21 protein-coding genes are annotated in these 24,913 nt (G+C 41.7%); 7 read left to right on the top strand and 14 right to left on the bottom strand.

Going from position 1 to position 24,913, the window contains the following annotated elements:
- The first annotated feature begins 4 nt into the window (after positions 1-4).
- Genes ACSZOX_RS06585 through ACSZOX_RS06570 form a run of 4 tightly spaced genes read left to right on the top strand, consistent with a single transcriptional unit; the run spans position 5 to position 5,311 of the window.
- Positions 5-1,585 (top strand): sodium:solute symporter, encoded by a 1,581-nt coding sequence (locus ACSZOX_RS06585; protein WP_437919048.1) that lies wholly within the window; start codon positions 5-7, stop codon positions 1,583-1,585.
- Positions 1,578-2,963, top strand: a complete 1,386-nt coding sequence (locus ACSZOX_RS06580; RefSeq protein WP_437919047.1) for an alpha/beta hydrolase family protein — start codon at positions 1,578-1,580, stop codon at positions 2,961-2,963. The genes ACSZOX_RS06585 and ACSZOX_RS06580 overlap by 8 nt, the downstream gene beginning before the upstream one ends.
- A gap of 3 nt (positions 2,964-2,966) precedes the next feature.
- Positions 2,967-3,860, top strand: coding sequence for a sugar phosphate isomerase/epimerase family protein (locus tag ACSZOX_RS06575; RefSeq protein ID WP_437919046.1), 894 nt, complete (start codon positions 2,967-2,969; stop codon positions 3,858-3,860).
- Complete coding sequence (locus ACSZOX_RS06570) at positions 3,857-5,311, top strand: glycoside hydrolase family 28 protein (protein WP_437919045.1); 1,455 nt, start codon at positions 3,857-3,859, stop codon at positions 5,309-5,311. The genes ACSZOX_RS06575 and ACSZOX_RS06570 overlap by 4 nt, the downstream gene beginning before the upstream one ends.
- A 31-nt stretch (positions 5,312-5,342) precedes the next feature.
- Here ACSZOX_RS06570 and ACSZOX_RS06565 read toward each other — a convergent pair whose 3' ends face one another.
- The 14 genes from ACSZOX_RS06565 to ACSZOX_RS06500 all read right to left on the bottom strand — a co-directional run bounded on the left by ACSZOX_RS06565 (position 5,343) and on the right by ACSZOX_RS06500 (position 18,450).
- Positions 5,343-5,726, bottom strand: a complete 384-nt coding sequence (locus ACSZOX_RS06565; protein ID WP_437919044.1) for a DUF2750 domain-containing protein — start codon at positions 5,724-5,726, stop codon at positions 5,343-5,345.
- Between the two features lie 76 nt (positions 5,727-5,802).
- Positions 5,803-6,111, bottom strand: a complete 309-nt coding sequence (locus tag ACSZOX_RS06560; RefSeq protein WP_437919043.1) for a DUF1493 family protein — start codon at positions 6,109-6,111, stop codon at positions 5,803-5,805.
- A complete protein-coding gene (locus ACSZOX_RS06555; RefSeq protein ID WP_437919042.1) occupies positions 6,108-6,803 on the bottom strand; it encodes a hypothetical protein in 696 nt (231 codons plus the stop codon). The genes ACSZOX_RS06560 and ACSZOX_RS06555 overlap by 4 nt, the downstream gene beginning before the upstream one ends.
- Complete coding sequence (locus ACSZOX_RS06550; RefSeq protein ID WP_437919041.1) at positions 6,772-6,969, bottom strand: hypothetical protein; 198 nt, start codon at positions 6,967-6,969, stop codon at positions 6,772-6,774. Before ACSZOX_RS06550 ends, ACSZOX_RS06555 begins: the two co-directional genes overlap by 32 nt.
- A 9-nt stretch (positions 6,970-6,978) precedes the next feature.
- Positions 6,979-7,518 (bottom strand): STM3941 family protein, encoded by a 540-nt coding sequence (locus ACSZOX_RS06545; protein WP_437919040.1) that lies wholly within the window; start codon positions 7,516-7,518, stop codon positions 6,979-6,981.
- A 6-nt stretch (positions 7,519-7,524) separates the two neighbouring features.
- Positions 7,525-8,361, bottom strand: a complete 837-nt coding sequence (locus ACSZOX_RS06540) for a hypothetical protein (protein ID WP_437919039.1) — start codon at positions 8,359-8,361, stop codon at positions 7,525-7,527.
- 53 nt (positions 8,362-8,414) lie between these two features.
- On the bottom strand, positions 8,415-8,786 hold the full coding sequence (locus ACSZOX_RS06535) for a hypothetical protein (RefSeq protein WP_437919038.1): 372 nt from the start codon (positions 8,784-8,786) through the stop codon (positions 8,415-8,417).
- 167 nt (positions 8,787-8,953) lie between these two features.
- The gene (locus tag ACSZOX_RS06530; protein ID WP_437919037.1) at positions 8,954-9,406 is read right to left on the bottom strand and encodes a hypothetical protein; all 453 of its coding nucleotides are present in this window, start codon (positions 9,404-9,406) and stop codon (positions 8,954-8,956) included.
- Positions 9,391-9,951: a hypothetical protein gene (locus ACSZOX_RS06525; protein WP_437919036.1), complete on the bottom strand. Its 561-nt coding sequence runs from the start codon at positions 9,949-9,951 to the stop codon at positions 9,391-9,393. The genes ACSZOX_RS06530 and ACSZOX_RS06525 overlap by 16 nt, the downstream gene beginning before the upstream one ends.
- A gap of 29 nt (positions 9,952-9,980) precedes the next feature.
- Complete coding sequence (locus ACSZOX_RS06520) at positions 9,981-10,589, bottom strand: hypothetical protein (RefSeq protein WP_437919035.1); 609 nt, start codon at positions 10,587-10,589, stop codon at positions 9,981-9,983.
- A gap of 2 nt (positions 10,590-10,591) precedes the next feature.
- Entirely contained in the window at positions 10,592-13,954 is a 3,363-nt protein-coding gene (locus ACSZOX_RS06515) for a DUF6443 domain-containing protein (protein WP_437919034.1), read from the bottom strand.
- Between the two features lie 35 nt (positions 13,955-13,989).
- Entirely contained in the window at positions 13,990-16,002 is a 2,013-nt protein-coding gene (locus tag ACSZOX_RS06510) for an RHS repeat domain-containing protein (protein WP_437919033.1), read from the bottom strand.
- Between the two features lie 102 nt (positions 16,003-16,104).
- Positions 16,105-17,430, bottom strand: coding sequence for a hypothetical protein (locus ACSZOX_RS06505; protein WP_437919032.1), 1,326 nt, complete (start codon positions 17,428-17,430; stop codon positions 16,105-16,107).
- 744 nt (positions 17,431-18,174) lie between these two features.
- On the bottom strand, positions 18,175-18,450 hold the full coding sequence (locus ACSZOX_RS06500; RefSeq protein WP_437919031.1) for a hypothetical protein: 276 nt from the start codon (positions 18,448-18,450) through the stop codon (positions 18,175-18,177).
- A gap of 171 nt (positions 18,451-18,621) precedes the next feature.
- Between ACSZOX_RS06500 and ACSZOX_RS06495 the strand changes: the two genes are divergently transcribed.
- Genes ACSZOX_RS06495 through ACSZOX_RS06485 form a run of 3 tightly spaced genes read left to right on the top strand, consistent with a single transcriptional unit; the run spans position 18,622 to position 24,912 of the window.
- Positions 18,622-21,384 (top strand): family 78 glycoside hydrolase catalytic domain, encoded by a 2,763-nt coding sequence (locus ACSZOX_RS06495; protein WP_437919030.1) that lies wholly within the window; start codon positions 18,622-18,624, stop codon positions 21,382-21,384.
- A gap of 11 nt (positions 21,385-21,395) precedes the next feature.
- The gene (locus ACSZOX_RS06490) at positions 21,396-22,496 is read left to right on the top strand and encodes a glycosylase (protein ID WP_437919029.1); all 1,101 of its coding nucleotides are present in this window, start codon (positions 21,396-21,398) and stop codon (positions 22,494-22,496) included.
- Positions 22,497-22,518: 22 nt separating this feature from the next.
- Positions 22,519-24,912: a glycoside hydrolase family 2 TIM barrel-domain containing protein gene (locus ACSZOX_RS06485; RefSeq protein WP_437919028.1), complete on the top strand. Its 2,394-nt coding sequence runs from the start codon at positions 22,519-22,521 to the stop codon at positions 24,910-24,912.
- Position 24,913 lies beyond the last annotated feature (1 nt).

Raw genomic sequence — 24,913 nt, 5'->3', positions numbered from 1 at the left:
AATAATGATGAATAAACCTATTTTGAGCATTGTTGACTATGGTATAATTGTAGCCGTTCTGTTGGTTACGTTATATTTTGGATTGAAATATGCCAAAAATCAAAAATCTACAGAAGCCTATTTTTCGGCAAAAGGACGTGTGCCCTCTTGGGCAATAGGCATGTCTCTTCTCGCTACATTGATTAGTAGCGTAACTTTCTTGGGTTATCCAGCGGAAGGTTATGCACATAATTGGATTTTATTGGTACAGGGCTTAATGGTTCCTATTGTCTTGTTGGGAACCGTCTGGTTTATTGTGCCTCTCTATAGAAAGGTTATCGGGCTAAGTACCTATGAATATTTTGAAAAACGATTCGGAAGTTTTGCCCGCTATTACAGTTCTATTGCGTTCGTATTACGGCAATTTTCTGGAATGGGAACCGTGCTCTATCTACTTGCGGTGGCTTTGTCAAGTATGACAGAAATTAATACGTATTGGATTATTATTGTTGTGGGGACAATTATTGTGGCCGTAAATTTATTAGGTGGTATCGAAGCCGTGATATGGCTTGATGTCTTTCAAGGATTTATGTTGTTCGCAAGTGGCATTCTCTGTCTTTTGGTTATTATCTTTTCTGTACAGGGCGGGCTTCCTGAAATTTGGAAGGTGGCAACAGAAAATGGACGTACAGGCTTCGGTCCGTACGACTTAGACTTTACAAAGCTGACATTTGTAGTTATGGCTATCAACGGGATGTTTTATGCGATCCAGAAATATGGAACTGATCAAACCGTTATCCAGCGCTACCTGACAGCGAGATCGGATAAATCGGCTATTCGTGCTTCTTTAATGGGGATTTTATTAACGGTACCTGTCTGGTCGCTTTTTATGTTTATCGGTACCGCACTGTTTGTGTATTACACGCAACAACCTCTTCCTGATCATGTAGGCCCCAACAGTGTTTTTCCCTATTTTATCATGAGTCATTTACCGATTGGTGTAGTTGGATTTATATTGGCGGCGATGGTCTCGGCGGCAATCTGTAGCCTTAGTGCAGATCTTAATTCTTTGGCAGCAGTGGGTATCGAAGATTACTATAAAAAAATCCGTCCCAATAAAGTTGATAATGAGTATTTGAAAGCAAGCCGCTGGATGGTGGCTATCGCGGGACTGATCTCCATGGCGATCGGTTTCGTTTATATTGAACTTGGCAGTGAGAGTATTTTAGGTGTTATTTTTACTTTATATGCCATTTTCTCAGGGGGTATTGTGGGCGTGTTTCTCTTGGGGATATTTTCGTCTAGAGCAAATAAACAGGGTGTCAATATTGCGATTATCGTGTGTATTATTTTTACCGCTTACGCTTTCTTGACGAGTACCGAAATTGAGCTCAATGGTACCAAATCCATTCTCTTAGATCTAGGTGCACTCAATTTTACACACAATAAGCTTATGTTGGGCGTATATAGTCACCTTATTGTTATTGGGGTTGGTTATGTCGCCAGTTTATTTTATCCTAAACCTGAATTGGATACCAACTTGTATTACTCTGGTTGGAGATCTAATCGGAAGTTAGAAAAAGAAAGAGGGGTAAAACATGATTAAACGAATATTTTTCCTATTGCTTTGCGGTACGCTGTATTTGGGACTTTCAGCTCAATCGTCAGATAACCAATATAGAAAGCCGCTTAAGGAAGTCTTAACGCTACTGCAAGAAAAATACGGTATTACCATAAAATACCAAGAAGAACAAGTAAAAGACAAGTGGTTAAATTATGCCGCGTGGCGTTTTCGATCTGATGTAGACGAAACTTTGCATCAAGTATTGGCTCCGCTGGATTTAAAGGTAAATAAAGAAGGCGATAAGAAATATAAACTAAAAGAATATGAATACTATCGCTGGGAGGTTAAGGATGGTTGGGAATATCTTGATCAGCTCGCTTTAGCTTATCAGGACAAAGCGAGTTGGGAGCGACGTAAAGAGGCTATAAAGCCTCAATTATATGAAGCATTGAAGTTGTCACCTTTGCCTACAAGGCCTGATACAAAACCTATCCTTTCCAAGAAGCGTAGTTTCGATGGATATGTTGTAGAAAATTTTGCCTTGGAAATCCTGCCTGGTGTTTATGTAAATGGCTCTATTTATAAGCCTGCAAAGACAATGCGAAAAATGCCCTTGGTGCTTAGTCCTGATGGACATTGGGGTGGGCATCGTTACCGTAAAGATGCGCAGATTCGTTGTGCTATGTTAGCAAAAATGGGTGCTGTTGCGGTGAGCTATGATCTTTTTGCATGGGGAGAATCGCTTTTGCAGTTCGAGCCGGAAGACCATCGGAAAAGCCTTTCGATGACTGTACAAACGCTCGGCGCTTTGCGGATTTTAGATTACATGTTGAAAAACCAATCTATTGATACCGCGCGCGTTGGTATATGTGGCGGATCAGGAGGTGGTAGCCATGCCGTACTGATGACGGCGCTCGACGATCGTATAACGCTCAGTATTCCGGTGGTTTCACTTTCTTCTTATTTCTTTGGCGGTTGCCCTTGTGAGAGTGGTTTACCCATTCACGCGAGTGCGGGAGGAACGAATAATGTAGAACTGGCGGCGATGGCTGCTCCCCGTCCTCAGCTTGTGATCTCCGATGGGAAAGACTGGACAGCACACATGCCTGAACATGATTTTCCATACCTCCAGAAGATGTATGGATATTATGGTAAGGCCGAATATGTGGAAAATGTGCACCTTCCGAACGACGGGCATGATTTCGGATATTCCAAACGGAAGCCCGTATATGAATTTTTAGTTAAGCATTTTGGCTTGAATAATCGTTTTGTGAAGAAAGAAAACGGCGAGTATGACGAGTCTAACTGTACGATTGAAGACGAGAAGGCATTGTATAGCTTCGGTATGCATGGCGAGCATCTGCCAGCGAATGCTTTGCACGGATATGAAAACCTAGAGAAACTATTTCAAAACGATTAAAGAATGGATAGAAGTAGACGTCATTTTATTGGCAGTGCTATCGTGTTGGGGGGAGGAATGTTACTTCCGTCGACATTGTGGGCACAAGCGAAAGAAAAGCATCGCTATAAAGTAGCGGTGATCGATTTAATGATTTTGAAGCGCCAGAAAATAAGTGCGTTTGATCTTGCTAAAGATATTGGAGCCGATGGACTGGAAGTGGATATGGGAGGGTTAGGAACGAGAGATACCTTCGACAGTAAGTTGGCCGATGCTACAACGAGAAATGAATTCTTGGCTCAATCGAAAGCAACGGGCGTAGAGATTTGTGCCCTTGCAATGACAGGTTTTTATGCACAGTCGTTTGCAACGCGTCCGACCTATCAACAAATGGTTGGCGATTGTTTGGATACCTGTCGGAAACTTGGCGTGAAGGTCGCATTTTTACCTTTAGGTGTACAGGGTGATCTTGTAAAACAGCCGGAGCTACGGCCTGCTATTGTCGAACGTCTACGTATTGTAGGTAAAATGGCAAAGAAAACAGGCGTTATAATTGGTATTGAGACAGCACTCGATGCCGAAGGTGATGTCGAATTATTAAAGGAAATAGGGGAAAAAAATGTGCAAATATATTTCAATTTCTCCAACCCTTTAAAAGAAGGTCGTGATCTCGTTCAGGAACTTAAAATTTTAGGTAAGAAGAGGATTTGTCAAATTCACTGTACGGACGAGGATGGCGTATGGTTGGAAAATAATAAACGTCTAAATATGCCACTTGTGAAGCAAACGTTGGACGAGATGGGGTGGAAAGGATGGTTGGTGATCGAGCGGTCTCGTGATGCGAACTTGTCGCCACGATCGGTTAAAGAGAACTTTGGTGCAAATACCAGATACGTAAAATCTGTTTTTCAGTCATGATGAAAATCTGGTTCTGGGCAATTGGGATGCTATGTTGTGCCTGCACATCGACGACGTTGAAAGAACGACTGGAGGGACGTATTCCTCAGTACAACGAAGTAGGTGCAGCTGTAATGCCCGACAGCATTGCGCCGATTCAATCGCCTTATTTTGACTATGACTTTAAGCGTCCAACATTCCCACAGCGTGTCGATTCCCTGTTTCCAGGTGAATCGAACATACAAGAAGGAATCGATCAGTTGGCGGCAGCAGGAGGCGGAACTCTTCTATTGACGAAAGGAGAATATTCATCCGGAAGAATCGAGCTCAAATCGAATATCAACCTACAGCTGGAAGAAGGCGCGGTACTTACCTTTAAAAGTGAAATAAAGGATTTTTTGCCTGTTGTTTTTACACGTAATGAGGGTGTTGAGCTTTACAGCTTAGGTGCTTGTATCTATGCAAATGCTGCGGAAAATATAGCCATTACCGGAAAGGGACGGATTATCGGCCCCGGAGAAGGTGAAGTACGACAGAAGACAATGACACACGATGTTATTGAAAATATAGTGGATAGTCAAATGCCTGTGCAGAAGAGGATTTACGATGGAAAGACAGCCGATTTTATCTTTCCACCGGCGTTGATTGCGCCGATAAATTGTAAAAAGCTGTGGATAGAAGGTGTTTCACTAGAGCGTTCTGCATTTTGGAATATTGTCCCCACATATTGTGAGGACGTCGTTATCCGTGGAGTTCGGATAAATTCTATAGGAATACAACGCGGTGACGGCATTGATATTGAATCCTCACGTAACGTCTTGATCGAATACTGCACGTTGAACACTGGAGATGATTGTATTGCTATAAAAGCAGGACGAGGATATGATGGTGTTCGTGTGGCGAAGGCTGCGGAGAATATTGTGGTACGTTACTGTCTCGCTGAAAAAGGACATGGAGGTTTTACCATTGGAAGTGAAACTGCAGGAAAGATAAAAAACCTCTATGTACATGACTGTGCTTTTGACGGCACGGACGTAGGGATACGCTTTAAGACACGCCGTCCGCGCGGAGGAGGTGGGCATGATATTACCTTTGAAAATATCCGAATGAACGTGATCCATTCGGCGTTACGTTGGGATATGTTGGGAAGTGCAGCGCATGTCGGAGCGCAGGCAAACCGGGAATTTGTCGTGGAGGTCAATGTATTGACACCGACATTTTCAGATGTAAACATGAACAACATATTAATCGAATCATCAACACATTGTATCAATGTCGAGGGGATTCCTGAATCGCAATTGAAGAATGTTGAGATTTCAAACTTGCTGGCGACGGGGAAACATTACCTCGCCATAAAGGATGCAGAGAATTTCGTGATTAAAAACAGCGAAGTGCATTGTGAGGAATGTGCTATCGATAGTGTGCATGTGACTGGGTTGAAAGAGGAACATGTTCAGTTGATGCAACGATAATTATTCTTAAGATATAAATCAGAAGGTTTAACTATGAATAATTCTCTAATTCTTCTTTCAAATCATCTGCAAATTCATCTAAATTTACTACAAAGCCTGTCCTATCATATACAGGAAATACATTTATCAGATAATTAGAGCTGGCTATCATATCAAATATTTCATTTTCTAAATCATCAAAATTTAGTTCCTTTATTAGGAGCGACTCCCAACCGCTAATCTTGCACAAGTACGCAAACTCTTTAGATGACCACATCGGAAATAACTCTTGATTATCGATCGTAGAAATAATATATCTATTGTTAACGTCTACAAGCGTATAAACTAGCTCACTATCAGCAATCTTTTTTATAAAATATTTATATCTTTCAAAAGGCTGTAAAGACGATACAGCTTCTATCTCTTTTGTATGCATAATTTATATTTATTGTATAGGTCTTTCTTTTTTCGTTGTTATCATATTGTGTTGATTTCTATGATATATTCTGATCTTATTCCAAATAGCCTATATCAATGGCTTTGTTTAATTTAGATAAAGTAAGCGGCTCATATTCCTTTGGCTTTTTACATGTCAAAAAACGAAAAAGACTTGGTAATATCCTATCGCCTTCACTGGGAAAGTAATCTGTAAAGCGGAATTTGGAAAGATCTACTCTAAACTGTTCTCCGAAACAATTCAACAATTCAGTTGCATCATCGCCATAGATTTTTAGATCATGGTATAGTCTCACGTTTTCGTCGAGAAACATATCAGTGAAATTATATTCTTCCAATAAATTAATCAGCCTCGTATCCATCATTTGAACCATTTTGTATCATCCTTTCCGTACCATTTACTTGGACCATAATGTTTACCAAGCTCATAACTTAAGGCCGTAATGGTGATAACCCATCCGGCGTAAGGTACCATACGACCTGCTGCCGCACCCACTCCTCTGGTTCCAAGGGCCCGATGCAACAGACCTTTCGCTGGCAACTTATAATTAGTTCCCAAAGCGCCCTGAACAACCCGATCTGTCCATCTCAAGGACTTAGAAGCTAAAGATGTCCATGAACCAGTAGCTCCTTCTCCAGATTTAGGAACCAACTTGCTTCCCAAAACAATCAAGGAAGGTCCTACTGGATTTATCCTAAACCCTCCGCCTTCTCTGGTTGAATTCTCTGACACACTAGGAATAGCATCTTGAACTCCTTTACCTGTGAGTGACGTAACAGCCCAATCTTGAACCATGTCTCCGGGATCAGCATACATACCTTCACCATAACGCCGAATCCAACCTTTATTACTCATTATCGAGTTTTGTGTATTCTGTCTTTCCGAATATTTAAATTCTTTTAAAAAGTCTTTAATTTTTTCATAAGGTATAATGACAATTGCATCATTTCCATCGTAGGTTTCTTTTATGAGGTTACCGTTTTCGTCCTCATATCTGGTAAAGAAGCCTTCAGTTCTCATCCCGTCAGGATCGATAAAATAAATAGGACCATTCATACCATACTATATTGCTACCCCAACGAATCCACCACATTCCATCTACCGATCTCGAGGTCGTAGAACCTTGCCCCGCGTAACCGACCGGAGGGAGCTCATTCATTCCTTTAATGACCAACACGAATAATCCTGCTATTCCCTTTGTAATGTTTTCGCAAGTTAGCATCCTACATGATCATTCCTTGATAGTGGATTGCTTATAGGACTCCCATTCTTCCTTTAGCTGACGTTCCAATGTATCTACATAAGAATTTAGAGCAAACATAGGAATAGCAATCGGAGTACCGTAGCTTCGGTAATTCATTTTAAGCGACAACTTATTCCACCAACCGCTTTTTTTAGCTATAAAATCCTCGGGGTCTTTTATAAAAACTAAAACTGCTGTGCCTGCGTTACAAATATCAACAACTTGTTCCCATTGTATCCGACCTGCTTCTCCTCCTACACTTGAATTATCTGTAATACCTTTTTCATCGATGATTAAGGCTACTTTTTGAAAACTTAATCTCAAAAAGAGAAGTATAAAACAACTTGACACCAAAAAGGTTACTATGCCTATAATCTGTAGTAGCAATGCACTTTTTATTATCCAGATCGTAGTCAACGAATCTGCTTTCAAAATAAAAAGTAAACCTAAAAAAGTAAAAAACAAAAAAACGAACAAAATAAACCCCTTACGTGTTCGATTAAATGTAATTACAATTTTTTTATCCATAATGCATTATTTATAAATATAATCAACAATCCAAGATGCACCTAATCCTCCTCCAATTCCTCCTCCAATTCCTCCTCCTATTCCTCCCACAATTGCTCCAATTGCCGCACCAGGAGGACCAGCGATAGCTCCACCTCCCATACCAAAAGCGGTTGCTCCAATCTTTGCTCCAGCTGAAGCAGCAACCCAACCTGTAGCGGCCTTTGACATGGCTATCTTCGTTTGCCGACCAATATGTCCCTCTTCAGCCCATGTAGTCCCTATAGTTGCGGCATTCACAGCAAGCGAAAGGTATGTGTTTCCTCTAGCCCATGGAGAAGCTTGCATAGCATTCAGTATGGGTTTACTATATACATTAACACCATAAGCCTGACTTGGACGAATTGTACGAAGATAGTGTTTATAAGTTGATCCCTCTAAAATTCCTGAGGTAAAATTCCCTACATTACCTGCAAAATCTAATCCGCTCAATGGCGTTTGCATCCTCCCGTTTTGTTGCTGACCAACATTAATCGAATTAATATTACCCAATACCCCTTGAGCATCTCCTAGCCGTCCCCAAAAATCCCCTATCCAATCCCCTTGCTCATATGAACTCATGCTTCCAGTGACGGTGACCGGATCAAGTTCCCAAGAAAAACCATTGTCTGCTTTTATATGATTAAACATATCGTTAACGGATGCTCCACTATTATTACCCAAATAATTGAAAAAGTTAGAAATTTCATCAGGGTTATCTATGGTTATGTTGCCGTTAGCATCCACACGGTACATACCGTTAGGATCGTGGAAAAGGATAGGATCATTACCAACATACGCATAAGGAGAATATATAGAATACATCTCCGCATCGTAAAACCTCGCCCCGTAATCCAGTTATTGGATACAATTCTTAATTAATCGAACAGACGATATTTAACTAGTTTATTAAGTTCAAAAGTATCCTTTTTTATCAACTGGCGAGGTGTCACTTCTATATTGTACGCCTCAATATAAATTCTTTTGTCTTCACATTTATAATTTAATTTTTCTCTAGAGGAATCATATGTCATCACATATTTACGGAAATTTGTGGAATCTGTTATGTAATCTGATAATAGATCTCCACCAAAGGCTCCGCTTCCAAAAACCATATATCTTTCCACTTTCAAATTGGAACAGATTTCGTATTTGGCATACAATCTACTTTTGTCATGTTTATCAATCTCGGTACAGTTGAAAAAAACAAAAATGGGTAGAAGACAGATTATTTTAATTAAATGGCCCATATTTTATTATTATTCTTGTATTTACACCGAAAACTCGATTCCTTTGAGCATCTGCGATTTATTTTAAGTACTTTTTTAAACGCACAGATTACATCAAAACAGGTAAATCTACCATTATAATTATACGACCCCTATTACAAAAATTTAAAGGTTATTAGTAATAGAAATTACCATCCAATAATACCTATAAAAACCTTCATCATTACACCTAAAAAATTAACAAAAACAATTGATATTAATAAATAATCAAATATTCGATTCTTAATTTCCTTACGAAAATTATAAGCAGAAAGAATAGCTGCTACAAGTAAAACTATAGAAATGGGGAGTCCCAACGATGAGTTATATATAGAAGTAGCTTTTCGATGACACTCAAACGACAAGCTATCATCAAAATAAAATGTTCTATGCATTATAAATATTACAAATATTAATAAGCTGCCGATAGTAGGAATTTTTATTTTTTTCATCATATCTAAAACCTCATCCATATTTTCATATCCTGCTCGTATAGCCTTTTGATCACCTTCGGAATCTCCTCCTGTACTAATTTCATTCAAATTGGATCCAAGAAAAACTTGTGGAAATGTAAAACCATTCGCTCTCATCCAAGCCCCCATATATATTGACCAGCATCTGATGGATTATAAAGAACATTTCCTCCGTTTATTCTAAATGGTATACCAGTCACTTCTGCATGTTTACCATTAGGAGATAACTTTGATCCTAAATTATACTTTCCACTAAACCATAGCACATAAGGAAAATCCGCTTCTCCATTTTTACTTAGTTCTATCGTTTTCATATATGCTTTAAATCTTCCGTTCCATCCTTCACTTTTAAGTTTACTCGGCTCAAATCCCGCCTTTTTTATAAATTCCCAAACTTCCATGTGACTCATGTTTTGAAAAACCTGATCGCCCACATTGTAATTCTCTTCTAGCATTTTATTATCAACTGGGTTATTTTCTGAATCATTTAACACCAATTCTTCTCCTGACTTTTCATCAAAAAAACGATTAGGTTGATCAATTCTAACAACTCCGTTCTCATCGAGATAAATATCATCCACTCTCATTCCATCCGGATCGATAAAACGGATAGGATTATCGAAAGCATAGTTGTATGGCGAGTGCCTTGTCATCTCCTCCGCCAGCGGATCCATCCTGCTAAACCAGAGGCGATGCTAAACAATCATTTTCGATATAAACGGGCTGTATCTATTGCTTTAATCTTTATTAACTCTTCAATGTCCCTATCATCAATATTTTCAACTTTGACAGGAATAGAAAAAGATAAATACTCATAGGAATAATTACTTACCTGGGTTGCTGCAAAAGCACCTTTACTATATCCTTTTATCTGTTTAGTTATATTAATCTTCTTTCTAAATATCCTTGGATAAAACCCGTTGTCAAAAGTATTTTTATCTATATAACCAACACCATATTTATTAATAGTAAAATCGTTTCTGGCTTCATTAGACACAAATAATCTAACCTCTCCAAAATAGTTGTCAGGAACAATAATTTCGTATGTAGGCTTATATTGACTGACATAAAACACAGAGCAGATGATGATTATAAATGCACAGGAAAATGTTAAGATGTGCCAGTCTGATTTTAGTATCTTTTTTAACAGGAGACCCAATACAAAAGAAATACATATGGTAATGAAAGAATAAAACAAAACCAAATAAAAGGGGGACAATATCATCGTTGTTATCTGCAAAATCTGCCAAATACCAAGTCCCAATGATAGTATCCCTAAAATTATAATAATTGATTGTAATTTAGATTTCATAACTAACGTCTATAAAATTTAGATGGGTAATATGAAAAATCACGGATAGGTAGACTTCCTGATGATGGAGATGACGATCCAATAAACGGAGCAGCATGAGTTCCAGGAAATGAAGGCTGATTATACCTCATTATAATACCTCCATTCACCTTGAGAGTAGCTGATGGAAAAACATTCGTAGAAGCTGTCACCGAAAGATTTCCATTGCTGTTATTATAGCTGATGTTCAGTTTCTGGGCTACGTCCACAATTTTAAACCCAATAGCATTTAGAGAGATCTCTTCTAATTTGGAGACGCTTGCGTGTTGTTCAAAATTAATATTTGTTCCTTGTGCAGTTGTAGATTTTGTGAGTACATTATTACTCCCACCTTCTCCTGGGTAATAACCTCTTGCTTCGCCAAAAGGTGTATCTCCAACTTTTACAGATTTAGAAGCAGACAAACCCGTCAACTCCCCATTTTCATTCTCACTCGCTCTTAATGTTACTGTGCTAGTCAACTTATCACCAGCAGGGTCAATTAACCCTCCCATCGTTGGTCCATCCCAAAGCTTTCCATCAATGTAACTATTAAATTCAAATTTTAAGGTTTTTCCTAAATAAGTTTCTTCGGATTTTGTACTGGCTTGATCATTAGCGTTATTATCCCAATAAATACTTCCATCATTTCTCTGAACAAAATCATTCGGTCCCCTTCCATCGGGATCAATAAACCGTATAGGATTATTGAAAGTGTAGTTGTAAGGCGAGTGCCTGCGCATCTGCTCCGCCAGCGGATCCACCACATTCCACCGTCCTATCTCAGGATCATAAAACCTCGCTCCGTAATCCAGCTGGTCACCAAGTTCCGTCTGAACTTCCTTACCGTTATAAAGATACTTATTATTACCGCCCGTTACAATAGATCTTGTCTTACCGAATGGATAATAATCCTGCTGCTGTACAATATCCACCGTAGTAGCTGAAGCTGTTCCTCGTTTGATAACCGCTCGAACATTGCCCAGATGATCTTTGAGATTGTAATGGTAGCTATAGGTTCCACTACTGTTCTGCAGATAACCTTCCTCCGTCAGGATCATATCGATTGTACTGCTTCCCGTCCCGGTCTTACTGTATTCGATCCCCCCTATATAATCACGCTGGGTTAGGATCGTACCTACTGTTGCTGTCTTACGGAGTTTTGTCCCAACCGCATCATATAGGTAAGCCACGTTCACGCCTGTCTTTGTCGCAGTACGAGGTAGATTAAGGTGACTGTAGGTAAAAGTCATACCTGTCCGGTCTCTTGTCGCATTTCCGTTGGGATCATAGGTATAGGTTCCGCTCAGTCCTCCCGATAGCCCCATCAAACGATTACCCGTATAGGTATAGCTTATTGGTGTTCCGCCATCACGAGCCAACTTTGTAATGTTACCCATCACATCATATTCTGGCAATTCTCGCATTACATCATAGTATACCTCTCCTTCATCAATATCCAACAGGTCTGCACTTGCTGAGATTAGACGATTTACTATGTCATAGCCATATTTCCAAGTATATACCTTGTTCTCATTGAACCACCAGTCCATGGTACTGATGTTACCGTTATACTGCGGAGATGCGACCCCTCGGCCATTTTCATAGCTAAGTGCCTGGCTGAAATGGGGTGAGATTATACGTGTGCCCCAGTTGCGTTCATTGTAGGAATAATCCATCGCTGTTAGAAACGAAAGCCCCCCGTTTTCACTATGTAGTTTTTTCTGCTTCAACTGGCCGATCTCATTGTATAGGAGCCGGCTTTGCAACACTTCCTGTTGGCTATTGACCTTGATCTTTGTATCAATAGGACGCCCGGCATGATCATAGGATCTGGTAAGCAGCACTGTTGATACAGCCCCAGTTGCAGAAGGTTTATGTTCACGTTTGCTCGTAATCAATTCACCAGTAAAATTATAGGTATTAGTTTGATAATCAGTACCTCCGATATGGTTCTGGGATGCCTGTTGTATCAACCTTCCTTCGTTATCATAAAAGTTAACTGTAAGTAGCGGCGCACTGCCATCTTCGCGAAAGACCCTTCTGCCCGTCAGGCGCCCTCTGACCATCTGGCTTTCCGAAATGTCTTTCTTAGGAAGGCCGGATGCACCTGTGAATGTATAGTCGTCGTAAAAGTCTGAGGTAAGTTCCTGTATCTGGTTAACGGTAGATGGAAAAGCCAGGTTTGTATACTCCGCCGTCGCAATCCTTTCTTCCCATAATGTGGCAACAGCTTCTACAAGAGTCCTGACCTCACTATAGCTTTTTTGAGCTGTATTTGTATAGAGCCCTGTCGATATAGGTCTATGAAGACCATCGTACTTGATATAGCTCCACTTCCCCGTCAGTCGTTGGACAGAGTCCTGTTTTAGGACAGGAAGGTCATTCCTGTTATAAATGATTAGTTCCCTTCCCTTTCCAGGAATCTTTTTTTCAATAAGCCTCTGACGTTCGTCATATCTATAGCTATATATGTAATCCCTGAAAGAGGGATCAGAAGAATTCTCGGAGAAACTGGAAACTGTGACTGCAGCGGGGACCACATATCTTAAATTTCCAAAATCATCATAGACATAATAGGTATCCAGTGCAGATTCCTCCCCAGTCGTCGGTTTGACGTACCATTGTCGGTTGAGGATAACCCTATCTTCAAAATCCGTATACAGATCAATTGTTCCGGCCCTGCCCGACGTCCAGTTCTCATCCATCGTCGTCGTTCTCTTAAGCCTTCCCGTAGGGAATGCTCCTGTTGTTTCCGCTCCGCCACTGGTAATGACCCTCCAGAGTTTCACATCGGTTCCATTGGTGCCATATACGGTTTTTACGGTATGTCCCGATCCCGCTATCTGGGAGTTTAGAGGTTGCCAAGCAGCCCCAGCAAAGCCCTGTTGTGCTACACGGCCTAGGGGATTGGGTTCAAAAACTGTCAGGGATAGAGGGTGGTTACTCCGTATAATCCCGTTTATATCCGTCCCGGTAGTTCTGCTATAGAATGTTCGCACAGCTGTATTTGCTGCAGACCTATAGGAGGCACTTGTTTTGTCGTCAACATAGGGAAGATAGCGACTCTTAAGTCTTCCGAGACTGTCATATTCCATGTGTACGATGATATCCTTTCCGGAAGGGCTTGTCTGCCACTCGATTTCCTGGGTAGGTCTCCCTATACCATCGTAATATCTGATTGTACGGTTGGCCCAATATACAGAGAGCCGGTTCATGGTTGCGACCTGTTTAATACCCTTCTGTGTCACCACCGTTTCCATGACGTAGTTTTTATCTGCACTAATCTGTGCATCCAGTCGCAAATTGAAAACAAGCAGTGCGACGATTATTATATATATTTTCATTATTGCGCTATATCTATGGTAGAAGATTCTGTTTCTTAATAGAATACCAATAGTTCCATTATTTCTCCGTTAACCTCAAAATTCTCCAAAATGCCGCCTACGGGATCTACGCCCTCAAGTATAATAACATAGTCTGATATATCGGTCCCGTCATTCGTCGTGAAGCTGATGTTATAGGTCGCGTGTGGAATCGGTCCTATAGAGGGACCGCTTTCCTCGTCCAGAATAAAAGATAGTTGCTGCCCAGTAGCGACATCTGTCAATGTCATGGTCAGGGAATTGGGAAAGAAGCCCGTAACGGTATTCTCAAAATAGGTTTCGGGTGGTCTATAAGCAGGAAGCTGGCTGCCGCAATCGACCTGCTGTCCAGCATAGTTGTAGCAATAACCTTTTACAATATCGCCGTTAAGATCCTTTATGACGCTCAACCGTCCAAAAGTGTCGTATTCGTATCTCTGGATATTACCACTGGGATCCGTTATACTTGTTAGGCCCCTTGTAGGAACCAATGTGTAAGTAGTCATAGAGGCCGACGCCGGACGGAGCTTGAGTTCATCGACTAATTTCGTACCGCTAACGGTTACGCTGTTTACATTCTTTACCAGATGTTCAAAGTAACTCCACCCGTTTATTGTCGCGCCCATTTTTATGTTACCAACTGTCCCGGAAACTGTCAATGGAGACGTCGCGTTTGTCCAATAGGAGACCAGATAGGTTTTGGATGTAGACAGATCATATTTATTCAGTCCATTTGTGTTAAGTGCTAGATTAAAGGATTTTCCTCCCATAAAAGATTGCGAAACAGTGGAATAAAGTACGAAAGCAGTCCGCCATCCCCCGAGGAAGCTGTCCTCGAAACCGGCATAGGCAATATCAGTGAACGGACTGTTCTCTACTGACGCGATAAGATGGCTGTTCCAATAACCGTAAATCGCAGAACTAAGTGTTGCACCGTTCGCCTTCTGTTCTATACTGAGTCCATTTATGTTATAGCGCGTATACTCCAGAACTTCCTCTAGACGACTGTCATAAACGGTATTAACTTGGTCATACGATAGTTTCACATAGTTATCTAACGCAGAAGCCGTTTTTAACTTCAAGACCTTGGAAAGTAGAGGAAAACTTGTACTGGTATCAGAAAGGTTCATCGTTTTATAAAGATGGACTTCAGCATCAATAACCTTACTTGAGTTACCTTTTTTCAGATAAGTTATCCGTTCAATGGGTAGCGAGATATTGTAGGGGATCATATCCCATACCACACCATAACCATTTCTGTTAGAATATGTATATTCATTGATAATGGTGTCTCCATCCGATTTACCGACGATCTCACGGATAAGTTGGTGGGCATTGTATACATATTTTTTGGTAGTGGTGGTGCTATTGTTATTCTCATGGAAATCTGTTGTTTCGCTTTTTATAAGGTGGATATTCTTTACGCTCTCATTGATCAGCGATGCCATCGAGGAAGAGAAAGATACCCCATTGATTCCGTCGGCGACGCTTTTGGTCCCCACAGCTACTGCTCCCGGTATCTTCCGATATTCCCTGACATCATAGGTATTGGTCAGGCGCTGTACCAAAGTGTTTTCTGTAGAATACAGCCTTTTTTCCTTCAAAAGTCCCCGGCAGTAGGCAGGTAGCGGCTCCGCTATCTGACTATATTCCTGATCCCCTCCATTGCTGATTTCAGACCCATTTTGGGAATTCGTGACCGTTAATATCCTATAGATATCGGGGTAATCCTGCTGATCTGTAAAGCGATATTCTGTCCGTTTCTCTCCTCTACCTGGTTCCTCGATGATCTCGGTAACCTTTGAATAGCCTGTAGATATCCCTTTGGCATCCTCCATCGCATTCAAAGGGATGTCGAACTCGTATTCGCGGGGATCATTGATGAGATACCATGCATACAGGGGTACAAATGTCCAAGCGAACACCGATCGGTAGACAGGGGATACCCTGGCGTTCGATAGACCACTGCTTTTTCCGTTTTCTGCAAGGTAGAGATATTTCTTACGCTGGAGAACATTATTTCCTTCCATATAACTGACTGATGCTATGCGGAAACCTCCGGCGATCTGTTCTTGCCCATCTTTTAGGTAGCGGTGGGCCTGATAACCAAAGACCGTACGTCCACCGGTGGGCTAGGTTACTTGTTTCAGTATTCCTGCCTGCCCCCTGATCGTATCCGGAGTTTTTACGGCACCCTGCGAGACGAAGGAAGACGAGGAAGGATTATTGTTGGGATAGCCCCAATGGTCAAATTTAACGGAAGAACGGGCCGGTAGTGACACAATTTCGTCATAGGCGAAACTTGCAAGTACCTGTCTGCTATTATTTCCGTCATATTGGTCTATTCCAATAAGTTTGAGTCTGTAACGCTGCTCTCCCGTAACTTGAGGGTTCTCAAAATACCCCATATTAAACACGATTCTCTTGACCAACACTCCTTGACTATCAAACTCAGTGATATCATAGATGTGCTTGGCTCCTGGCAGATCAAGCCTATCTCTATAAGAAAGCACGTAACGGCTCCCGTAAGACGTCCGGATCTGTGTGCAATAAAGAGGGTTAGGCTCACGAATCTCTGAATTATCCTTAGGAGGTACAAGCCAGGGGCTCACGACATTATATCCAACGAGTAACTGGGTCCGTTTATAGTTGAGATAGCTATAGGATGCTCCGCGCTCATAGGAAAAAGAAATTTTAGATCGATGCCCTGGTATCGATATTTCATCAAGCATCCATGCACTGATAAAGGGCTTCCAGAAGTAACCCTCCCATGTCCTTGTGTTAAAAAATTCGAATGCCGAATGCGATCGGCTATCTGCCGTACTTCCGTATCTATATCTTGTCCCATTTACTGTAACAAATGTCCATGAGGAATCCTGTGAATGGATACCTGGTGTACCTGTTCTTATCCCCCTAACGTCCATAAACCCTGTAGATCTATCAGCCCCGACAACCATTTTCCCAGTAAGAACAGAATTGAAGATGTCCGGTATAGCATCGAAATTTCCCGAAGCTGCCCCTAAGCTCCAATTCGCCTGAGAGCGTAATTCTGAATTACCTGTAATCTGGCTATAGGAGTAAAAATTGAAAAGATTCAATCCATCGGCGAGCTGCGTATCCGGCGCTCCCGTTGATGCATTTTTTACCGAACTGTAGCCGAATCCCTGGTCTCCCGAATGTTCATCTGAAAGTCCCCTGAGGTTTCTTACTACAGCATCTCCGATTTCCAGTTGCCAACCGGTGCCCGCTATACCGGCGACATCCTGCACCTTTATCCCGTTCCCCCCAACGTACCGGAGTGTAATGCTTGTCCCGATCTTTCCATCCCTGATCTCAAACAGGGGAAAGTCAAGAGAGACCCTTCCAACATAGTGCTCGGCGGATTCCTGTATGAGGCCATTCAGCTTGGCAACAGTCGGACTTCCATTTATGTCCTGATAACGTGGATCCTGTTTCATTCTCACCTCTTGGCCAAAACAGGAAAAGGAGACCATGTAGAAAAGAGGTAAAAGTATACCAACTAGTGCAGTTGCGCATCTATTTCTATAATGCATAATATTATTTAAATGAAAATTTCGCAAACAAAGAATCTATTAATTTACAAAAGGAAGATTTACTAAATTCCTTACATTTTACGTTGAACGTATTAAAAACTGACCAGTGAGCCCGTGGGTTAGTTTTGTAGAGGTTTGATTTATTCATAAAAAAGCTAATTAAACACAGCAAACTTACTGTATTTATTTTTATTTATAATAATTAAAAATAAATATTTAATTAGGAAATAACTATTGGGGTACGGCTTTGTGCTTAGATAAACTTACAACCCATCCAAAATTGGGTTATTATTTTACTATTCTGAAAACGTGCCGCCTCCTGCAACCATCGAAAGAATTCCAACTCTATCCGAGTTTATTTCCATATCCAATAGCGAGTAGCAACTCCAAAAATCCCCTGCCTGTAAAACGAAGGACTTGGGTCGACGGAATGATCTCAAAAAGCCAAAATCTACTCCCTAAACTCAAATATTCCTCATGTATCATCAGGGATAGAGCTATTGCAAAACAGGAAATTTGTGCCAGAATCGGTGGGTGGGCCAAATACTTTTTGGCACAGATTTCCTGTTTTTAGGAGGTAAAAAGAAGCTGTTTTCCTGTTGAAAAGTTTGTTTATTTTAATTAAACGATGTTTTTAAGCTAATTAATTTAGTTTTTACGTAAAAGTACAACTCCTGTGATTTTGGCAAAACCTCCTGTGATTTGGGGAAAATCACAGGAGGTTTTGTTCTGCGCTGCTGTTGTTTTGTTCGACTCTGCAGTGATTCTGGGAAAATCACAGGAGGTTTTGTTCTGCGCTGCTGTTGTTTTGTTCGGCACTGCAGTGATTCTGGGAAAATCACAGGAGGTTTTGTTCTGCGCTACTGCTGTTTCGTTTGGCACTGCTGTGAGTCGGAGAAAAGCAGGTGAGGTTTTCGTCTGCAAGCTGGGCAGTATCGCGTAAACTGTGTAAGTTTTTACGCATAGAAAGATGAGAAAAAAGGAGCGATTAACAGGACAGTACAGGATGCCCGAATATGGGCTTTTTAATACTTTAACTAGAAAATCGCGTTTTTATTTGATCCGTCGATTTCTATGATAAGATGATATAGCTAAATGAAAACTTTATATAAACGAAAGAGCCTCCAACCTTATCAAGAGGTGTTTTTTTGCATATTTTGTACAATTATTTTAATAGTGCTATCAAGTTATTCCACGCCAAAAAAATTGCAGGTAGAGAAGGTGCTGGTAGAAAGTCGGGAAAATCCGATGGGCATTAATACCTTAACTCCATCCTTTAGTTGGAAGCTTCGAAGTGATGCACATGATGTGCTGCAAACCGGATACAGAATAGCAATCGGAACACAGCCCGACCTGTCCAAGGAGCACGTGATTCTATGGGATTCCGACTGGGTGCAATCGGATCAATCGTTATATCTGATCTACAAAGGAAAACCGTTGCAGGCGGGCCGTTCGTATTACATGCGTGTATCGGTACGGGATAATTATGGGCATACCGCAATCAGCAGCATACAACGGTTTCACATTGGTTTATTGCAGGGGGCAGATTGGGGAGATGCAAAATGGATAACGAAAGACCTGCTGCCAGATTCCTTGGTGAATCCCTTACCATTAAGTTCGAGTAAGCTTCGTATCGATAAAAGTTACGATTTACCTGTTTTCCGTAAGTCGGTGCACCTGCGAAAAAAGCTTAAATCTTCGATTGCTTACATTGCTGGTCTAGGACATTATGAGTTGCTCCTGAATGGAAAGAATGTGGATGATGCGGTATTGCAACCAGGATGGACCAAGTATGATAAAGAAGCCTATTATGTTGTTTATGATCTAACCAAGGACTGGAAACAAGGAAAGAATACATTAGCGGTGTTGTTGGGCAATGGCTTTTACTACATTCCTCCGATCAAAGGGCGGTTTCAAAAACATAAAGTTGCCTTTGGTTTGCCTAAATTGAAAATGAAGATCGTCAATACGTTTACAGATGGAACCGAAGAAATTGTTGTGACGGATACAGGCTGGAAGACCCATCGATCGCCGATCACATTTTCCAGTATGTACGGAGGTGAAGATTACGATGCGAACATACTCCCTGACAACTGGCCATCAGCAGATTATGATGATTCGACTTGGCAATCGGCTGTACTAACAGATGGGCCCTCGCTTCAGGCACAGGAAATCGATCCTGTACGGATTATGCAATATTTTGTACCCAAGAGAACCATGGGCTTGACTGATGGAAAAAGAACAGTCTATGATTTTGGTCAAAATGCTTCAGGAATCACAACGTTGACCATGAAAGGAAATCGTGGGGATACCGTACGTGTATATCCAGCAGAATTACTGACAGAAGAAGGGCTGCCAAACCAGAAGCATTCGGGTAGTCCTTATTATTATCAATATATCTTTGATCGAGATGGTCAAGTTGAATGGCGTCCCCGTTTCACCTACTATGGATTTCGGTATGCCGAGGTGCAGTTACGACCGAGCAGTTCGAAGCCAATAAAAATTGTAACGATAAAGGCAGCACATATCCGTAACGCAGCCCGTCAGATCGGTACATTTCGGAGTTCAGATACCTTATTTAACCAAATCCATGAACTCATCAACTGGGCTATAAAAAGCAATATGGTCAGTGTATTCACGGATTGTCCGCATCGGGAAAAGTTGGGCTGGCTCGAACAATTGCATTTAATGGGGCCATCTGTACATTTCAACTTTGATGTCGAAAGATTATTTGCAAAATCATTGCGTGACATGCGCAACTCGCAAACAGAAACTGGTCTTGTTCCCGAGATTGCGCCAGAATATGTGCAGTTTGATTGGGGAGGAGATATGTTTCGAGATTCACCGGAATGGGGATCGAGTTCTATTCTATTAGCTTGGTATGCTTACCAATGGTATGGAAATAAAGCCTTTTTAACAGATAACTACGATATGATGAAGAAGTATATATCGTATTTACAGCGAAAAGCAAAAGACAATATCCTCTATCAAGGGTTGGGCGACTGGTACGATCTGGGGCCTGAGCGTCCGGGCGTTTCGCAGCTGACACCAGCGGGTATAACGGGTACAGCTATTTATTACTACGATCTCACCGTGCTGACAGAAATCGCGGGCATTCTCGGTGATGATGCTGGTCAGGTAAAGTTTGATTCCTTGCGCCATGAAGTCTATCAGGCATTTAATAAAACATTTTACGATGCGAAAAAAAGTAGCTACGGAACAGGAAGCCAAACAGCTTTATCCATGGCGCTTTATATGGGATTGGTGGATGAGAAAGCGCAAGAACAGGTGTTCGCAAATTTAGTGCAAGATGTTGTCTCACACGATACTTCTTTTACTGCGGGAGACATCGGGCATCGTTACTTGTTGAAGGTTTTGCAAGCGCACAAACGTGATGATTTGATCTTTGCTATGCACCAAGACGACACACGCCCTGGCTATGGTTATCAAATTAGGAAGGGCGCTACGGCGCTGACAGAATCCTGGGCCGCTTTGCCCAATGTGTCAAATAATCATTTTATGTTAGGACACTTGATGGAATGGTTTCATGCGGGGCTTGGTGGACTTGGACAGGTCGAAGGGTCTATCGGTTATAAACATGTACGTATAGCCCCACGTCTTTTGGGAGATATCGCGCGTTGTAGCGTCGGTTTCGAAACGCCTTATGGACAAATATCATGGAAAGGAGATAAAGGGGTATATCAACTGGAAATTCCCGTCAATAGTACCTGTACGATGGTATTGCCTTTGTCTAAACAGTATAGCATAAATGGTAAATCCTTAGCTACCTACAATTATAAGACCATAGCGGATGCTGTCGAAATTACCCTTGGATCGGGGATTTATACGATAAAGTAAATTGGAAAGAGATGAATAGAATACTGCTGTTTTGTTGTTATTTATTAACTGCGACTATCTTATATGGGCAAGCTAAGGTCGTGCCTGAGGCGACGATGGAGAAGCTCTATCAAGAGGTAAAAACACCTCATAAATTTGGATTAGTGCTTACTCCGAGTACGAAAGAGCAGCTGATGGACTGTCCGAGTATTTACAGAGAGGGCAAGAAGTGGTATATGACATACATCGTCTTTGATGGTGTGGGGTATGAGACCTGGCTTGCTGAAAGTACGGATTTATTGCAGTGGAAGACATTAGGTAAGCAAATGTCAAAATTGGATGACGGGCGCTGGGATGCTAAGCAACGCGCAGGTTACAATGCCCTCATTGATACCAAATGGGGCGGCAGCTACCGATTAAATACATTTCAGGGAAAGTATTGGATGTCTTATTTTGGTGGCTCTACAGCGGGTTACGAGCCAGAACCCCTATCCATTGGCATGGCTTATACGAAAGAGAAGCCCGTAAAGCCAATAACATGGACGCGTCTTGAACAACCTGTACTCCGTAGCGATGATCGCGATGTGCGCTGGTGGGAGAACAGGCATAAGCTCTTTAAAAGCTATGTGATAGAGGACCCACAACGAAATACAGGCCATCGGTTTTTGATGTATTATAATGCAGTAGGAGATTCTTTAGCGAACAATAAGCCTACACGGTGGTACGAACGTATAGGGATGGCCGTTTCAGACGATTTGATAACCTGGACGCGTTATCAAAAAGATCCGGTTGTACACCATCCGGTGGGAATAACAGGCGATCCGATGATTCAACGGATCAATAATACCTGGGTGATGTTTTATTTCGGGGCATTTTGGAAAGACCGAAAGGGTGCTTTCAACCGATTTGCAGCCTCCAATGACCTTATTCATTGGACGGACTGGGAAGGCGATAATTTAATTGACTCATCTGAAGATTTCGATAACCAGTACGCACATAAATCTTTCGTTTTAAAGCATAAAGGCGTGGTGTATCACTTCTATTGTGCCGTAGATAAGGACGGGAATAGAGGTATAGCTTTAGCAACGTCGAAGAATTTAGGGAAAAGCAACTTACATTTTGTAGCTCAGTAATTTATAGCCATTAGTGATAGATATGATTAGGATTTTTTACGCGTTCATCTTTTTTTTAAGTATTAGCCAGGTTTATGCACAAGGCCGCAAAGTACAGGATTTTAATGCGGGCTGGCAGTTTACGTTAAACGATAGTCTGCAGTTTCGTCATGTGGATTTCAATGCCAACGATTGGAAGGAAGTTACATTGCCCCACGACTGGAGCATAGCGTTTGATTTCGGTGCTGACTTTCCTGCTGGAAATGCAGGAGGAGCCCTTCCGGGAGGCATTGGATGGTATCGGAAAGAATTTCAAGTTGCCACAACGGAAAAGGGGAAGAATCTAAGCATAGATTTTGGAGGAGCCTATCGTTATACAGAGGTGTGGATTAATGGACAGTATCTCGGGAAACATATCAATGGTTACCTCTCTTTCCGCTACGATTTGACACCTTACTTGCGCTATGGGGCGAAAAATGTCATTGCAGTTCGCGTAGATAACAGTTTGCAACCCAATTCCAGATGGTATTCAGGCTCCGGGATCTATCGTGATGTACACTTGGTATGGACCAATCCTATATATGTAGAACAGGACGAAACCTTCATCACAACGCCTCTGGTTGCGGAGGACAAGGGAATTATTCGCGTTCGTACACAGATCCACAATCCAAACAATAAGGGTTTATTCTTGCAATATCGCGTATTGGATAACCAAGGGAAAGTTGTTGCACAGAAGAAAACAGCGCTAAAGAGAAATACGGTTGATGAGCAAATAGCAGTTTCCTCACCTCAGTTATGGGATGTCGTGTCTCCTTACTTGTATACAGTTGCTTTGTCTGTCCAAGATGATAAAGGTGTAACAATAGACCATTTGGATTATAGAACGGGGTTTCGAACAATTGCTTTCGACATAGACAAAGGGTTCGTTTTAAATGGGAAGCCACTTAAGCTATTGGGCGTGTGTCTGCATCACGATTTGGGGGCGCTAGGTGCTGCCTTTAATAAGTCCGCAGCCAAGCGTCAATTGCTGATGATGAAGGATATGGGCGCAAATGCGATACGTACAGCCCACAATCCTCCAGCAACTGAGTTGCTGGATCTTTGCGACGAACTCGGGTTATTGGTATACGATGAGGCCTACGACATGTGGCAGAAACGCAAAAATAAATTCGATTATCACCTCGACTTTAAGGAACATCACATTGCCGATTTAAAAGCATTTATAAAAAGAGACCGGAACCATCCCTCGGTCATCCTATGGAGTATAGGTAATGAAATTCGGGAGCAGTTTGATAGCACAGGAACCGTTTTGACACAGGAGATGAGCAGCGTAGTGAAACACCTTGATGATACAAGACCGGTGACCGCAGCACTTACGGAGACCAATTTTGATAAGAATTTTATTGCGCAGGCGAAAACGTTAGATGTGTTGGGATTTAATTATAAATATGAAGATTACGATAAGTTACGGAAGGAATTTGTAGGTGTACCGCTTATTGCTTCAGAAACGACTTCCGGCTTACAAACGCGCGGCGTATACGATGCACTACATGATACGATACAGTTTTGGCCAGCTTCGAGCAAGGATAAATTTGTCACCACAGGGAATGCTGATTTTACCGTATCTGCTTATGATAATGTGGCTGCTTATTGGGGAACAAGCCATGAAAGAGCCTGGTTGGAGGTTAAAAAGAGGGATTTCATGGGGGGGATCTTCGTGTGGACAGGGTTTGATTATTTAGGAGAGCCGGTTCCTTATCCTTTTCCTGCCCGTAGTTCATATTATGGAATTGTAGACCTTGCCGGGATTCCAAAAGATGTGTATTACATGTATCAATCGGAGTGGACAGATAAAGAAGTGCTCCATCTGCTACCACACTGGAATTGGAAAGCCAAGGATGTTATTGACGTATGGGCATACTATAACCAGGCGGATGAGGTGGAACTATTCTTAAATGGTAGAAGCCTTGGTAAGGCGACAAAAACAAATGAATGTTTACATGCGAGTTGGAAGGTTCCCTTTGAATCGGGAGAACTGAAGGTCGTAAAATACCGGGGAGGAAAGGTGGTGCAAGAGTGTATACAACGTACTGCAGGACAGGCGAGCCACTTGCGGACCCAGGTAGATCACGAAAGGTTTGCTACAGGGGATAAGCGAGATCTTTACTTTGTTACCGTAGAATTGTTGGATGCCAAGGGCGTGCCGGTGGTACAAGAAGATGTGGAACTCACTTTTGTTGCTGACGGCAACCATGAAATCCTTGGTACAGATAATGGATTCCAAGCTGATTTGCGTGGCTTGACCAATCACAAACGTCAAACTTTTAAAGGAAAGGCTGTCGCTGTGGTGCAGAAGAAAGAGCTTGCAAAAGGAGGATATATCCGTGTCCTCTCTGCACTAGGAGAAACGAAGGTAGAACTCCCTGAAGCAAAATAAA

Source organism: Sphingobacterium sp. LRF_L2 (genome assembly GCF_965644235.1).
Classification (GTDB): domain Bacteria; phylum Bacteroidota; class Bacteroidia; order Sphingobacteriales; family Sphingobacteriaceae; genus Sphingobacterium.
Note: the sequence above shows the minus strand (reverse complement) of the source record. Positions and strands in the feature narration are given on the sequence as shown.

Coding starts and splice junctions, on each gene's coding strand:
- ACSZOX_RS06585 (WP_437919048.1), top strand. CDS start 5: ATGATGAATAAACCTATTTTGAGCATTGTTGACTATGGTATAATTGTA.
- ACSZOX_RS06580 (WP_437919047.1), top strand. CDS start 1,578: ATGATTAAACGAATATTTTTCCTATTGCTTTGCGGTACGCTGTATTTG.
- ACSZOX_RS06575 (WP_437919046.1), top strand. CDS start 2,967: ATGGATAGAAGTAGACGTCATTTTATTGGCAGTGCTATCGTGTTGGGG.
- ACSZOX_RS06570 (WP_437919045.1), top strand. CDS start 3,857: ATGATGAAAATCTGGTTCTGGGCAATTGGGATGCTATGTTGTGCCTGC.
- ACSZOX_RS06565 (WP_437919044.1), bottom strand. CDS start 5,726: ATGCATACAAAAGAGATAGAAGCTGTATCGTCTTTACAGCCTTTTGAA.
- ACSZOX_RS06560 (WP_437919043.1), bottom strand. CDS start 6,111: ATGATGGATACGAGGCTGATTAATTTATTGGAAGAATATAATTTCACT.
- ACSZOX_RS06555 (WP_437919042.1), bottom strand. CDS start 6,803: ATGAATGGTCCTATTTATTTTATCGATCCTGACGGGATGAGAACTGAA.
- ACSZOX_RS06550 (WP_437919041.1), bottom strand. CDS start 6,969: ATGCTAACTTGCGAAAACATTACAAAGGGAATAGCAGGATTATTCGTG.
- ACSZOX_RS06545 (WP_437919040.1), bottom strand. CDS start 7,518: ATGGATAAAAAAATTGTAATTACATTTAATCGAACACGTAAGGGGTTT.
- ACSZOX_RS06540 (WP_437919039.1), bottom strand. CDS start 8,361: ATGTATTCTATATATTCTCCTTATGCGTATGTTGGTAATGATCCTATC.
- ACSZOX_RS06535 (WP_437919038.1), bottom strand. CDS start 8,786: ATGGGCCATTTAATTAAAATAATCTGTCTTCTACCCATTTTTGTTTTT.
- ACSZOX_RS06530 (WP_437919037.1), bottom strand. CDS start 9,406: ATGGGGGCTTGGATGAGAGCGAATGGTTTTACATTTCCACAAGTTTTT.
- ACSZOX_RS06525 (WP_437919036.1), bottom strand. CDS start 9,951: ATGGATCCGCTGGCGGAGGAGATGACAAGGCACTCGCCATACAACTAT.
- ACSZOX_RS06520 (WP_437919035.1), bottom strand. CDS start 10,589: ATGAAATCTAAATTACAATCAATTATTATAATTTTAGGGATACTATCA.
- ACSZOX_RS06515 (WP_437919034.1), bottom strand. CDS start 13,954: ATGAAAATATATATAATAATCGTCGCACTGCTTGTTTTCAATTTGCGA.
- ACSZOX_RS06510 (WP_437919033.1), bottom strand. CDS start 16,002: ATGGAAGGAAATAATGTTCTCCAGCGTAAGAAATATCTCTACCTTGCA.
- ACSZOX_RS06505 (WP_437919032.1), bottom strand. CDS start 17,430: ATGAAACAGGATCCACGTTATCAGGACATAAATGGAAGTCCGACTGTT.
- ACSZOX_RS06495 (WP_437919030.1), top strand. CDS start 18,622: ATGAAAACTTTATATAAACGAAAGAGCCTCCAACCTTATCAAGAGGTG.
- ACSZOX_RS06490 (WP_437919029.1), top strand. CDS start 21,396: ATGAATAGAATACTGCTGTTTTGTTGTTATTTATTAACTGCGACTATC.
- ACSZOX_RS06485 (WP_437919028.1), top strand. CDS start 22,519: ATGATTAGGATTTTTTACGCGTTCATCTTTTTTTTAAGTATTAGCCAG.